Origin of the sequence: Pseudomonas sp. W17, assembly GCF_040268305.1 — a bacterium.
Classification (GTDB): Bacteria; Pseudomonadota; Gammaproteobacteria; order Pseudomonadales; family Pseudomonadaceae; genus Aquipseudomonas; species Aquipseudomonas protegens.
The window spans coordinates 6,578,099-6,590,694 of the sequence record NZ_CP158490.1; the positions used below are offsets into that span (position 1 = coordinate 6,578,099).

Below are 12,596 nucleotides of genomic sequence, written 5' to 3' on the forward strand. Positions count from 1 at the left end.
ACGCCTGTAGGAGCGAGCTTGCTCGCGAAGGGCTGCGCAGCAGCCCCGGGAATCATCAGAGCACCACCGTCCGGTTGCCGTTCAGGAACACCCGCCGCTCGATGTGATAACCCACCGCCCGGGCCAGGGTCAGGCCTTCAATGTCCCGGCCCTTGGCGATCAGGTCTTCGGGGTAGTAACTGTGGTCCACCACTTCCACGCCCTGGGCGATGATCGGGCCTTCGTCCAGGTCGTTGTTGATGTAGTGCGCCGTGGCTCCCACCAGTTTCACCCCCTTGTTGTAGGCCTGGTGATAAGGCTTGGCGCCCTTGAAGCCCGGCAGCAGCGAGTGGTGGATGTTGATGGCCTTGCCATCGAGCTTGCGGCACAGCTCCGGCGACAGCACCTGCATGTAGCGGGCAAGGATCACCAGTTCGGCGCCGGAGTCCTCGATCACCTGCCACACCTGGCGCTCCTGGGACGGCTTGTCGTTGGGATCGAGGGGGAAGTGGTGGTAGGGAATCTGGTGCCAGTCGGCCAGGGGCTTGAGGTCCGGGTGGTTGGACACCACCGCCACCACGTCCATGGGCAACTGGCCGATGCGCTGGCGGTAGAGCAGGTCGTTGAGGCAGTGATCGGCCTTGGAGACCATGATCACCACCTTCGGCCGGTAGTGCGGCGCGGTCAGTTCGAAGTTCATCTCGAAGGCCTTGGCCCGCTGTGCCAGGCCCTCGCGAAAACCCTGCTCGTTCAGGCCATCGGGCTGGCGGAACTCCACGCGAATGAAGAAACGGCCCGAGAGCCGGTCATCGAAGGAATGGTGCTCGGTGACGTAGCAGCCCTGCTCGAACAGAAAGCGGGTCACCGCGTCCACCGTGCCGAGCACGCTGGGGCAGTCGGCGGTGAGAATCCATGTATCGGGGGCGCGGCTCATGCGGGATAACTCCTGTTCGTTGGGGCAACCGCAGCGCGGTCGATTCTCTGTAGGAGCGAGCTTGCTCGCGAAAAATCCAAGGGCGCTGTGGTCTTCCGGAAAATCCATCCTTCGCGAGCCAGCTCGCTCCTACCAAGCCAAGCTGGGTTCAGGCCTGGACGCTCAGGCCATATTCGGCCGCGGCATCCTGCAGCCACATCCACCAGTAATCGGAAAAGCTGCGGCGCACCAGCAGCTCCCAGGTGTCTTCGCCGGTACGGCGGATCACCAGTTGCGACTTGGCGAACACCGTGCCCACGGCCTTGCCCACCGGGAAGTTGTTGGGGTGCACGTCGTAGCTGGTGGACTTCATCAGCACCTGGCGCACGTTGGGCCCGGACAATTCGAGAATCTGCTGGCCGCCGCTGACGTTGACGATCTGGATATGCAGGTCGCCCAGGGCGGCCCGCAGGTTCTGCTCGGCGGCGAACTCTTCGCCGCTGGGCACGATCAGCAGCCACTCATCCGGGCCCAGCCATTGCAGGCTGGTCTCGCCCTTGACCACTACGCTCAGGGCGCCCGGCAGTTCGATGCCCAGGGCCTTGTGCACGCCGGCGGCGAAGGCCGGATCGTGGCCGTCGCCACGGATCGTCAGGTGGCCGAGGAGTTTTTTCTCGCGCAGGGTCACCCCGGCGTTCTTGCGGCCCTTGCCCACCAGGCTCGGCAGGTCGGCGTGGTGCAACGACGACTCGGCCTTGGCCCCGCTGGTAGGGCGCTGTTGGTAAACGTTGACTGCGGTCATAGAGCACCTGTCCTGAATTCTGTTGATAACGCCAGCCCTGTGGGGAGGCGGCTGTCGGCGAAGAGGCGCTTGGGCCTTGTGCCGGCCCTAAGGCCGCCTTCGCCGGCAAGCCGGCTCCTACGTGAGCCGTGTTGTGCCTTAGATGTTCTGGCGGTCGCCTTTGGGGTCGAAGAACACCGAGGAAACGATTTCCGCCTCGATCACCCGGCCATCGGCCAGCGGTGCGAAGACCCGCTCGCCCAGGCGCTTGAGCCCCCCCTTGACCACACCCAGGGCGAAGGAATAACCCAGGGAGTTGTGGGCATAGCTGGAGGTCACGTGGCCCACCATGCTCATCGGGATCGCCTGCTTGGGGTTGAACACCAGTTGCGCACCTTCCGGCAGCCACTGGGTCGGGTCGATCGGCTTGAGGCCCACCAGTTGCTTGCGCTGCTCACGCACGCAGTCTTCACGGTTCATGCCGCGCCAGCCGATCCAGGAGAACGGCTTGGTCCGGCCCACGCACCAGCCCATGTTCAGGTCGTCCGGGGTCATGGAACCGTCGGTGTCCTGGCCGACGATGATGAAGCCCTTCTCGGCCCGCAGCACGTGCATGGTCTCGGTGCCATAGGGGGTCAGGTTGTACTTCTTGCCGGCCTCGACGATCTGCTCCAGCACGCCCATGGCGTAGTCGGCCTGGACGTTGACCTCGTAGGACAGCTCGCCGGTGAACGAGATACGGAACACCCGCGCCGGTACGCCACCCACCAGGCCTTCCTTCCAGGTCATGAACGGGAAGCCGTCCTTGTCCAGGTCGATGTCGGTGACTTCGCTCAGCAGCTTGCGGCTGTTGGGCCCGGACAGGGTCATGGTGGCCCAGTGGTCGGTGACCGAGGTGAAGTACACCTTGAGGTCCGGCCATTCGGTCTGCTGGTAGATCTCCAGCCACTGCAGCACGCGAGCCGCGCCGCCGGTGGTGGTGGTCATCAGGAAGTGGTTGTCGGCCAGACAGGCAGTGACGCCGTCGTCGAAGACCATGCCGTCTTCCTTGCACATCAGGCCGTAGCGGGCCTTGCCCACGTCGAGCTTGGTCCAGGCATTGGTGTAGATGCGGTTGAGGAACTCCCGGGCATCGGGGCCCTGGATGTCGATCTTGCCCAGGGTCGAGGCGTCCAGCAGGCCGACGCTGTCGCGCACGGCCTGGCATTCACGCTTGACCGCGGCATGCAGGTCTTCGCCGTTCTTAGGGAAGTACCAGGGGCGTTTCCACTGGCCGACGTCTTCGAACTCGGCGCCATTCTTCACATGCCAGGCATGCAGCGCGGTGAAGCGCACCGGCTCGAAGATGTGCCCGCAGTGCCGGCCAGCCACGGCGCCGAAGGTGATCGGCGTGTAGTTCGGACGGAACATGGTGGTGCCCATCTGCGGAATGCTGACGTTCAGCGAGCCGGCGGCGATGGCCAGGCCGTTGACGTTGCCCAGCTTGCCCTGGTCGGTGCCGAAGCCCAGGGCGGTGTAGCGCTTGACGTGTTCCACCGACTCGAAGCCCTCGCGGGTCGCCAGTTCGATGGCGGCCGCAGTGACGTCGTTCTGCAGGTCGACGAATTGCTTCGGCGCACGCGCCGTGCCTTTTTCGTGGGGCACCTGGAACAGCGCCAGGGTCGGTTCTTCAAGACGGGCCAGGGCCTTGGGCAGAACGCCCTCAACGGCCTGGAAACCGGCTTCGCTGGCGGCGCGCACACCGCCTTCGAAACCGTCGGCCAGGGTATCGCCGAGGCTGTAGACGCCGTTGATGCCACCGACGCACACACGTTTCTGCGGCGCTTCACCGGGCACGAAACCGAGGATGTCTTCGCGCCACACCGGCTTGCCGCCCAGGTGCGAGGCCAGGTGCACCACCGGGCTGTAGCCGCCGGAGCTGGCGATCAGGTCGCAGTCGAGCCATTCGCCGGGGCTGGTGACCTTGTGTGCCTTGACGTCGATGGCCGCTACACGCGCGCCGGTCACGTGCTTGCTGCCACGGGCCTCGATCACCGCGCTGGAGGTGAGGATGCGAATGCCCTTGGCCCGGGCTTCTTCCACCAGGGCGCCGCGCGGGTTGTGCCGCGCATCGGCGATGGCCACCACTTGCAGGCTGGCGTCGAGCCAGTCCAGGGCCACACGGTAGGCGTGGTCGTTATTGGTGGACAGCACCAGTTTCTTGCCCGGGGCCACGCCGTAGCGGCGCACATAGGTGGAGACCGCGCCAGCCAGCATGTTGCCCGGCACATCGTTGTTGCCATAGACCAGCGGCCGCTCGTGGGCGCCGGTAGCCAGCACCACGCGCTTGGCGCGTACCCGGTGGATGCGCTGGCGTACCTGGCCGATGGGCGCGCGGTCGCCGAGGTGATCGGTGAGGCGCTCGTGAATGGTCAGGAAGTTGTGGTCGTGGTAGCCGTTGACCGTGGCCCGCGGCAGCAGCAACACATCCGGCAGCGACTGGAGTTCGGCAACCACACTGGCCACCCACTCCGCCGCCGGCTTGCCGTCCAGGCTCTCGCGGCTGTCCAGCAGGGTACCGCCGAACTCTTCCTGCTCGTCGGCGAGGATCACCCGGGCGCCACTGCGGGCCGCTGCCAGGGCGGCGGCAAGGCCCGCGGGGCCGGCGCCGACGATCAGCACGTCGCAGTGCTGGTTCATGTTGTCGTAGGTGTCCGCATCGTTCTCGGTGGGCGAGCGACCGAGGCCCGCCGCCTTGCGGATGTACTTCTCGTAGGTCATCCAGAAAGATTGCGGGTACATGAAGGTCTTGTAGTAGAAGCCCGGCGGCATCAGCTTGCCGCCGACCTTGCCGAGAATCCCCATCATGTCGTTGTTGACGCTGGGCCAGCCGTTGGTGCTGGTGGCGACCAGGCCCTGGTACAGCGCCTGCTGGGTGGCGCGCACGTTGGGGATCTGGGTGGCTTCGGTGGCACCGATCTGCAGCACCGCGTTGGGCTCCTCGCAGCCTGCGGCGAAGATGCCCCGGGGCCGGGAGTACTTGAAGCTGCGGCCGATGATGTCCACGCCGTTGGCCAGCAGGGCCGAGGCCAGGGTGTCGCCCTCAAAACCCTTGTAGCTCTGGCCGTTGAAGGTGAAGGTCAGGACCTTGTTGCGGTCGATGCGTCCGCCGTTGGACAGGCGATTGGTCTGGCTCATACCTTCTCTCCAGCAGCCTTGGCGGTGAATTGCGGCTTGGTGCCGATCTTGTAGGTCTCAAGAATTTCGTAGGTGACGGTGTCGCGGGTAGCGTTGAAGTACTGGCGGCAACCGGCGGCGTGGATCCACAACTCGTGGTGCAGGCCGCGAGGGTTGTCGCGGAAGAACATGTAGTCGCCCCACTCCTCGTCGGTGCAGGCGTTGGGGTCCAGGGGCCGTGGAATATGCGCCTGGCCGGACGAATGGAATTCCTCTTCGGAGCGCAGCTCGCCGCAGTGAGGACAGAAGATATGCAACATAGGGAGTTGTCCTTTTAGTGGGCGACCGCAGCAGCGCCGTGTTCGTCGATCAGCGCGCCGTTGTGGAAACGGTCGATGGAGAAAGGGGCGGCCAGAGGATGCATCTCGCCCTTGGCGAGGCTTGCGGCAAACACGTTGCCCGAACCCGGGGTGGCCTTGAAGCCGCCGGTGCCCCACCCGCAGTTGAAGAACATGTTCGGCACCGGAGTCTTGGAAATGATCGGGCAGGCGTCCGGGCTGGTGTCGACGATGCCGCCCCACTGGCGGTTCATGCGCACACGGGAGAGGACCGGGAACATCTCGACGATGGCCTGGATGGTGTGCTCGATCACCGGGTAGGAACCGCGCTGGCCGTAGCCGACCCAGCCGTCGATACCGGCGCCGATCACCAGGTCGCCCTTGTCCGACTGGCTGATGTAGCCGTGCACCGCGTTGGACATGATCACGCTGTCGATGATCGGTTTGATCGGCTCCGACACCAGCGCCTGCAGCGGGTGGGATTCGATCGGCAGGCGAAAACCCGCGAGCTTGGCCATGTGCCCGGAGTTGCCGGCGGTGACCACCCCGACGCGCTTGGCACCGATAAAGCCCTTGTTGGTCTCGACGCCGATGCACACGCCGTTTTCCTTGCGAAAACCAATGACTTCGGTCTGCTGGATCAGGTCCACGCCCAGGGCGTCGGCGGCCCGGGCAAAGCCCCAGGCCACGGCGTCGTGACGGGCCACACCGCCGCGGCGCTGGACCGTGGCGCCGAGCACCGGGTAGCGAGTGTTCTTCGAGCAGTCCAGGTAGGGGATCTCGTCCGCCACCTGCTGGGTGTTGAGCAGTTCGCCGTCGATGCCGTTGAGCCGGTTGGCGCTGACCCGGCGCTCGGAGTCACGGATGTCCTGCAGGGTATGGCACAGGTTGTAGACCCCGCGCTGGGAGAACATCACGTTGTAGTTGAGGTCCTGGGACAGGCCTTCCCACAACTTCATCGCATGCTCGTAGAGCTGCGCCGACTCGTCCCACAGGTAGTTGGAACGCACGATGGTGGTGTTGCGCGCGGTGTTGCCGCCGCCCAGCCAGCCCTTCTCCACCACCGCGACATTGGTGATGCCGTGTTCCTTGGCCAGGTAGTAGGCGGTGGCCAGGCCATGCCCGCCGCCGCCGACTATGACCACGTCATAGACTTTCTTCGGGGTCGGGGTGCGCCACATGCGCTGCCAGTTTTCATGGTGGCTGAGAGAGTGCTTGAAGAGGCCGAAGCCCGAATAGCGTTGCATAGTCATTGCTCCAGTTGCGGCTCTCAGCGGTAAACCGGGAAATCAGCACACAGGGCCGCCACCTGACGGGCGACATTGGCCTCGACGTCGGCATCGCCGAGGTGGTCGAGAATGTCGCAGATCCAGCCCGCCAGTTCGGTGCACTGGGTGACCTTGAAACCGCGGGTGGTGACCGCAGGGGTGCCGATGCGCAGGCCGGACGTGACAAACGGCGACTGCGGGTCGTTGGGCACGGCGTTCTTGTTCACGGTGATGTGGGCGCGGCCCAGGGCGGCATCGGCATCCTTGCCGGTCAGGCCCTGGCGAATCAGGCTGACCAGGAACAGGTGGTTGTCGGTGCCGCCGGACACTACATCGTAGCCGCGTTTGATAAACACGCCGGCCATGGCCTGGGCGTTGTCGATCACTTGCTGCTGATAAGCCTTGAAGCCAGGTTCCAGCGCTTCCTTGAAGCACACCGCCTTGGCCGCAATCACATGCATCAGCGGACCGCCCTGGGCGCCGGGGAATACCGCGGCGTTGAGTTTCTTCTCGATCTCTTCATTGGCCTTGGCCAGGATCAGGCCGCCACGGGGACCGCGCAGGGTCTTGTGGGTGGTGGTAGTGACCACGTCGGCATAGGGCAACGGGTTGGGATACAGCCCGGCAGCCACCAGCCCGGCGACGTGGGCCATGTCGACGAACAGCAGCGCCCCGACCTTGTCGGCGATCTGCCGGAAGCGCGGGAAGTCCAGGGTCTTGGAGTAGGCCGAGAAGCCGGCGACGATCATCTTCGGCTTGTGTTCCACGGCCAGGCGCTCGACTTCGTCGTAGTCGATCAACCCGGTGCGGGTGTCGATGCCGTACTGCACCGCGTTGTACAGCTTGCCCGAGGACGACACCTTGGCCCCGTGGGTCAGGTGGCCGCCATGGGCCAGGCTCATGCCGAGGATGGTATCGCCGGCCTGCAGCAGGGCCAGGTACACCTCGCTGTTGGCCGAAGAACCGGAGTGCGGCTGGACGTTGGCGTAGTCGGCACCGAACAGTTGCTTGGCGCGCTCGATGGCCAGGGCCTCGACCTTGTCCACGTGCTCGCAGCCACCGTAGTAGCGCTTGCCCGGATAGCCTTCGGCGTACTTGTTGGTCAGCCCGCTGCCTTGCGCCTGCATCACCCGCTTGCTGGTGTAGTTTTCCGACGCGATCAGCTCGATGTGATCTTCCTGGCGTTGTTCCTCGGCATTGATGGCCGCCAGCAGTGCATCGTCGTAACCCTGGATCTGGTCTTGCTTGCTGAACATCACGTCTCTCCCAGCGGCGGCGGTGCGCCTTTCGTCTCGGTGAGGCGAGCCTTACAGCTACGCCCTTTGGATGCGATGGTATGACCGGGAAGGGGAACTCAAATGCCTATGGACGCCACGCAAAGGTGCGTTTACGACATGCCCTGGCGTGCGGAGATAAATGCCTGCCCGCACCACCCGCCAACGGCTCTGGATCGGGCCTGTCCCTCCCCCGCAACGCAACGCTCTCTGCCGTAGGAGCCGGCTTGCCAGCGAAGAGGCCCGCAAGCCGGGCGCAAATCCTCACGGGCGCCTTCGTCGGCAAGCCGGCTCCTACAGGGCTGCGCGCAGGGCCAGCAGCAGGAGAAAGTGCGCCGGGTACAGCAGGTAGGCCCAGCGGCGCATGGCCGGCACCGACCTGCCACGCAGCCCCCGCAGCAGCATCAGCCCCAGCCACGGCGCCAGCAGACAAGCGGCAATACCGCAGGTCGCCACCTGATTGCCCAGGCGCGCCGCCGGGAACAAGGTTTCCCATTGATTGGCCGCCAGGCACAGCGCCCCAGGCAGCAGGCTGAAATACCAGGGCCGGCGCAACACCAGTACCAGGGCCAGCGGCAGCAACACCCCGAAGGCGCCGAACATCAGCCGCTCGCTGAAAACCACCGCCAGCAGCAAGGCCAGCAGGCCAAGCCCCAGGTCCAGGTCTCTGCGCCGCTGCCAGCCGCGAGCCACCAGCAGGCCCAGGGCCAGGGTGGGCAACACATTCAAGGTATCGGGGTCGGGAATGAACAGACGATAGGGAATCTCGCTCAGCAGGCTGAACAGCAGCAACCAGCCCAGGTAGCGCCATGGGCCGGGCCGGCGGTCGATTTCATCCCTGGCCCGGGTCAGGTTCACCGCCATGGCCAGGCAGAACCAGGGAAACGCCAGGCGCCCGGGTACGTAAAGCCAGTCCAGGCTCAGGCCCACATAACGCAGGTGATCGAGGACCATGCTCAGCAGCGCCAGCCATTTCAGCGCATCCAGCGCCCCGTCGCGCCGAGCAGTGTCGGGTTTCAGCATCGCGTCACGCATAAATCCTTATGGGCCATGCATTATTCCGGCATAAACAGAGCGTGTGCTGGGCCATTATTCTTGGTTAAAGTGCGCACCATCATCGACCACGGAGCCGGCCATGACCGACAAGAGCCAACAATTCGCCAGCGACAACTACTCCGGCATCTGCCCCGAAGCCTGGGCCGCCATGGAGCAGGCCAACCACGGCCACGAGCGCGCTTACGGCGACGACCAGTGGACCGCTCGCGCCTCGGATCATTTCCGCAAACTGTTCGAAACCGATTGCGAAGTGTTCTTCGCCTTCAACGGCACCGCCGCCAACTCCCTGGCCCTGTCGTCGCTGTGCCAGAGTTACCACAGCGTGATCTGCTCGGAAACCGCCCACGTCGAAACCGACGAGTGCGGCGCCCCGGAGTTCTTCTCCAACGGCTCCAAGCTGCTGATCGCCGGCACCCAGAACGGCAAGCTGACCCCGGAATCGATCCGCGAGATCGCCCTCAAGCGCCAGGACATCCACTATCCCAAGCCGCGGGTGGTAACCCTGACCCAGGCCACCGAGGTGGGCAGTGTCTACACCCCGGAAGAAGTTCGCGCCATCAGTGCCACCTGCAAGGAACTGGGGCTGAACCTGCACATGGACGGCGCGCGCTTCTCCAACGCCTGCGCCTTCCTCGGCTGTACCCCGGCGGAGCTGACCTGGAAGGCCGGCGTGGACGTGCTGTGCTTTGGCGGCACGAAAAACGGCATGGCGGTGGGTGAAGCGATCCTGTTCTTCAACCACAAGCTGGCGGAAGACTTCGACTACCGCTGCAAGCAGGCTGGCCAACTGGCCTCGAAAATGCGCTTTCTCTCCGCGCCCTGGGTCGGCCTCCTGGAAAACGACGCCTGGCTCAAGCACGCCCGCCACGCCAACCACTGCGCGCAGCTGCTGGCCCAGCTGGTGGCCGACATCCCTGGCGTGGAACTGATGTTCCCGGTGCAGGCCAACGGCGTGTTCCTGCAACTCTCGGAACCGGCCATTGCCGCACTGACGGCCAAGGGCTGGCGCTTCTACACCTTCATCGGCAAGGGTGGCGCGCGCTTCATGTGCTCCTGGGACACCGAGGAAGACCGCGTGCGCGAACTGGCAGCCGACATCCGCACCGTCATGAGCGCCTGACCCACCCCCCGCCTGTAGGAGCTGGCTTGCCAGCGAAGAGGCCCGCAACCCAAGCGCCGCGCTCACCGACGCCTTCGCCGGCAAGCCGGCTCCTACAATGGCCAGCGCACCTCCCACCCCGTAGGAGCTGGCTTGCCAGCGAACAGGCCCGCAACCCAAGCGCCGCGCTCATGGACGCCTTCGCCGGCAAGCCGGCTCCTGCAACGGCCAGCGCACCTCCCACCCCGTAGGAGCTGGCCTGCCAGCGAAGAGGCCCGTCAAGCACGCCCCCTTCATCAGTTCACAAATTCCTGAACTGATTATTTGCCCCCACTGATTCAACAACCGCAGCGTTTGTCCGAGACTCCGGGGTCGACCTATAAAAATAAGGCTGTACCCCATGACGACTTCTTCTTGCGTCACCGAGAAAGCCCAGCCTCCCGGCCTTGCGATCGAAACCCGTTCCATCGACTACGTGCCGCGCAACGAGCGCCACGGCAAGGTCTGGCACCAGGGCCCCTTCTGGTTCACCGGCAACTTCGTGCTCACCACCATGGTCACCGGTTTCACCGGCGCAGCCCTGGGCCTCGCCCTGCAATACGCCATCCTGGCGATCGTCATCGGCGTCTGCCTGGGCACCTTCTGCATGGCCTTCCACGCCAACCAGGGCCCGCGCATGGGGCTGCCGCAGATGATCCAGTCCCGCGCCCAGTTCGGCCTGCGCGGCGCCATCGTGCCGTTCACCGCCGTGGTGTTCGTCTACATCGGCTTCAACGTGTTCAACGTGATTCTCGCCACCGATGCCATCAACACCGTGATTCCCGGCGCCCGGGCGCCCTGGTACACCCTGATGATCGCCGTGGCGGTGCTGATCGCGGTGATCGGCCATGACCTGCTGCACACCGTGCAGCGCTGGCTGACCTACGTGATGATCAGCGTGTTCGCGGTGCTCACCGTCAGTGCCCTGCTGACCCTGCAGGCCGACTCGGCCCTGGCCGACCCGCAGTTCTCCTGGTCGGCGTTCCTGATCCAGCTGTCGGCCGCCGCCGGCTACCAGATCAGCTATTCGGTGTACGTCTCCGACTACTCACGCTACCTGCCGCACAAGACGCCGTCGCGCCAGGTGATCTTCTGGACCTACCTGGGCGCTGCCGGTTCGGCCCTGTGGCTGATGTCCCTGGGGGCGTTCCTGGCCTCGGCCCTGCCCTCCCCCGATGCCATCGCCAGCGTGCGCGAAGTGGGCAACCGGGTGATCCCCGGCTTCGGCACCTTCACCGTGCTGATCGCAGTGCCGGCGCTGGTGGGCATCATGGCGGTCAACTGCTACGGCGCCATGCTCACCGGCATCAGCGCCATCGACGGCTTCAAGTCGATCAAGCCCAACCTCAAGAGCCGGGTCTGCGGAATCGTGCTGGTGGCGGTGGTGATCTTTCTCATCGCCATGAACATTCCCGAGAGCTACCTGGGCAGCTTCAACACTTTCGTGCTGCTGATGCTGTATTTCCTGGTGCCCTGGACCGCAGTCAACCTGGCGGACTTCTACCTGGTGCGCAAAGGTCGCTATGCCATCAGCGACATCTTCAATCACACCGGGATCTATGGCCGCTGGTCCAGCGCCGGGCTGCTGGCGTATTTCCTCGGCCTGCTGGCGATGGTGCCGTTCATGTCCCTGAGCTTCTTCCAGGGCCCGCTGTCCCAGGCCCTGGGCGGCGCCGACATTGCCTTCGTGGTTGGCCTTGCCGTGGCCGCGCTGGTCTACTGGGCGCTGACCCGCAACCTGGACCTGGACGCGGAGCGCCTGGCCATCCAGGCCAGCGAGCAGCAACTGGAAGGAGGCGCGCAATGATTCCTCAGGCATCCCTCAAGGTGGCCTGCCAGCAAGTGGCCCCGCGCATCGGCGACCTTAAGTACAACCGCGCCCTGGGCGCCGAGGCGATACGCCAGGCCGCCGCCCGCGGCGCCCAGGTGGTGGTGCTGCCGGAACTGGTGCAGAGCGGCTATGTGTTCAGCGACCGCAATGAAGCCCTGGCACTCTCGGAAAGCCTCGACGGGCCGACCCTGAGCCTGTGGAAAACCCTGGCCGAAGAGCTGCAGGTGGTGATCGTCGGCGGCTTCTGCGAGCGCCTGGACCAGGAGCGCGTGGCCAACAGCGCGGCGCTGGTCGAACCCGAAGGCAGGCTGACGCTGTACCGCAAGGCCCACCTGTGGGATAGGGAAAACCTGATCTTCACCCCGGGCGACGAGCCGCCGCCGGTGGTGCCGACCCGCTTCGGGCCGATCGCCATGATGATCTGCTACGACTTGGAGTTTCCCGAGTGGGTGCGCCTGCCAGCCCTGGCCGGCGCGGCCCTGCTGTGCGCCCCGGTGAACTGGCCGGATGGCCCGCGCCCGCTGGGCGAGCGGCCGGCGGAGATGGTCCGGGTGCAGGCCAATGCGGCGGTCAACCGGATGTTCATCGCCGCCTGCGACCGCTGCGGCGAGGAACGTGGAGTGAACTGGGTGGGCGGCTCGACCCTTGTCGATGCCGACGGTTATCCACTGGCGGGCAGGGATCGGGAAAGCGCCGAGCAGTTGCTGTTGGCGGAGCTGGACCTGACCCAGGCCTGGCACAAGTCCATCAGTGAACATAACCATGTGCACCTGGATCGGCGCCCGGCGTTGTATCAGTAACCGAAGGATCAGGTTGCACCTGTTCGCTGGCAAGCCGGCTCCTACAGCAAACGGATGCAGGG

General features: G+C 65.1%; 10 protein-coding genes. 3 read left to right on the forward strand and 7 right to left on the reverse strand.

Going from position 1 to position 12,596, the window contains the following annotated elements:
- Positions 1 to 55: 55 nt before the first annotated feature.
- The 7 genes from purU to ABCR88_RS30355 form a co-directional block, all read right to left on the reverse strand.
- Complete coding sequence (purU, locus tag ABCR88_RS30325; RefSeq protein ID WP_011063899.1) at positions 56 to 913, reverse strand: formyltetrahydrofolate deformylase; 858 nt, start codon at positions 911 to 913, stop codon at positions 56 to 58.
- Positions 914 to 1,061: 148 nt separating this feature from the next.
- On the reverse strand, positions 1,062 to 1,694 hold the full coding sequence (soxG, locus tag ABCR88_RS30330) for a sarcosine oxidase subunit gamma family protein (RefSeq protein ID WP_320335604.1): 633 nt from the start codon (positions 1,692 to 1,694) through the stop codon (positions 1,062 to 1,064).
- Positions 1,695 to 1,832: 138 nt separating this feature from the next.
- On the reverse strand, positions 1,833 to 4,850 hold the full coding sequence (locus ABCR88_RS30335; protein ID WP_350403799.1) for a sarcosine oxidase subunit alpha: 3,018 nt from the start codon (positions 4,848 to 4,850) through the stop codon (positions 1,833 to 1,835).
- Positions 4,847 to 5,149, reverse strand: a complete 303-nt coding sequence (locus tag ABCR88_RS30340) for a sarcosine oxidase subunit delta (RefSeq protein WP_011063902.1) — start codon at positions 5,147 to 5,149, stop codon at positions 4,847 to 4,849. The genes ABCR88_RS30335 and ABCR88_RS30340 overlap by 4 nt, the downstream gene beginning before the upstream one ends.
- A gap of 14 nt (positions 5,150 to 5,163) precedes the next feature.
- The gene (locus ABCR88_RS30345) at positions 5,164 to 6,414 is read right to left on the reverse strand and encodes a sarcosine oxidase subunit beta family protein (protein WP_011063903.1); all 1,251 of its coding nucleotides are present in this window, start codon (positions 6,412 to 6,414) and stop codon (positions 5,164 to 5,166) included.
- Between the two features lie 23 nt (positions 6,415 to 6,437).
- Positions 6,438 to 7,691 carry a serine hydroxymethyltransferase gene (locus tag ABCR88_RS30350; RefSeq protein ID WP_011063904.1) on the reverse strand — a complete coding sequence of 418 codons (1,254 nt, stop codon included), beginning with the start codon at positions 7,689 to 7,691 and terminating at the stop codon, positions 6,438 to 6,440.
- 312 nt (positions 7,692 to 8,003) lie between these two features.
- Positions 8,004 to 8,744 carry a TraX family protein gene (locus ABCR88_RS30355; RefSeq protein WP_053154277.1) on the reverse strand — a complete coding sequence of 247 codons (741 nt, stop codon included), beginning with the start codon at positions 8,742 to 8,744 and terminating at the stop codon, positions 8,004 to 8,006.
- Positions 8,745 to 8,844: 100 nt separating this feature from the next.
- Between ABCR88_RS30355 and ABCR88_RS30360 the strand changes: the two genes are divergently transcribed.
- From ABCR88_RS30360 to ABCR88_RS30370, 3 genes are all read left to right on the forward strand, one after another.
- Entirely contained in the window at positions 8,845 to 9,885 is a 1,041-nt protein-coding gene (locus ABCR88_RS30360; protein WP_011063906.1) for a low specificity L-threonine aldolase, read from the forward strand.
- Positions 9,886 to 10,264: 379 nt separating this feature from the next.
- Positions 10,265 to 11,710 (forward strand): cytosine permease, encoded by a 1,446-nt coding sequence (locus ABCR88_RS30365; RefSeq protein ID WP_283993967.1) that lies wholly within the window; start codon positions 10,265 to 10,267, stop codon positions 11,708 to 11,710.
- Positions 11,707 to 12,534: a nitrilase-related carbon-nitrogen hydrolase gene (locus tag ABCR88_RS30370; RefSeq protein WP_047289640.1), complete on the forward strand. Its 828-nt coding sequence runs from the start codon at positions 11,707 to 11,709 to the stop codon at positions 12,532 to 12,534. Before ABCR88_RS30365 ends, ABCR88_RS30370 begins: the two co-directional genes overlap by 4 nt.
- Positions 12,535 to 12,596 lie beyond the last annotated feature (62 nt).

What these genes read in the sequence shown, in the direction of transcription:
- purU (WP_011063899.1), bottom strand. Translation starts at nt 913, where the DNA reads ATGAGCCGCGCCCCCGATACATGGATTCTCACCGCCGACTGCCCCAGC.
- soxG (WP_320335604.1), bottom strand. Translation starts at nt 1,694, where the DNA reads ATGACCGCAGTCAACGTTTACCAACAGCGCCCTACCAGCGGGGCCAAG.
- ABCR88_RS30335 (WP_350403799.1), bottom strand. Translation starts at nt 4,850, where the DNA reads ATGAGCCAGACCAATCGCCTGTCCAACGGCGGACGCATCGACCGCAAC.
- ABCR88_RS30340 (WP_011063902.1), bottom strand. Translation starts at nt 5,149, where the DNA reads ATGTTGCATATCTTCTGTCCTCACTGCGGCGAGCTGCGCTCCGAAGAG.
- ABCR88_RS30345 (WP_011063903.1), bottom strand. Translation starts at nt 6,414, where the DNA reads ATGCAACGCTATTCGGGCTTCGGCCTCTTCAAGCACTCTCTCAGCCAC.
- ABCR88_RS30350 (WP_011063904.1), bottom strand. Translation starts at nt 7,691, where the DNA reads ATGTTCAGCAAGCAAGACCAGATCCAGGGTTACGACGATGCACTGCTG.
- ABCR88_RS30355 (WP_053154277.1), bottom strand. Translation starts at nt 8,744, where the DNA reads ATGCGTGACGCGATGCTGAAACCCGACACTGCTCGGCGCGACGGGGCG.
- ABCR88_RS30360 (WP_011063906.1), top strand. Translation starts at nt 8,845, where the DNA reads ATGACCGACAAGAGCCAACAATTCGCCAGCGACAACTACTCCGGCATC.
- ABCR88_RS30365 (WP_283993967.1), top strand. Translation starts at nt 10,265, where the DNA reads ATGACGACTTCTTCTTGCGTCACCGAGAAAGCCCAGCCTCCCGGCCTT.
- ABCR88_RS30370 (WP_047289640.1), top strand. Translation starts at nt 11,707, where the DNA reads ATGATTCCTCAGGCATCCCTCAAGGTGGCCTGCCAGCAAGTGGCCCCG.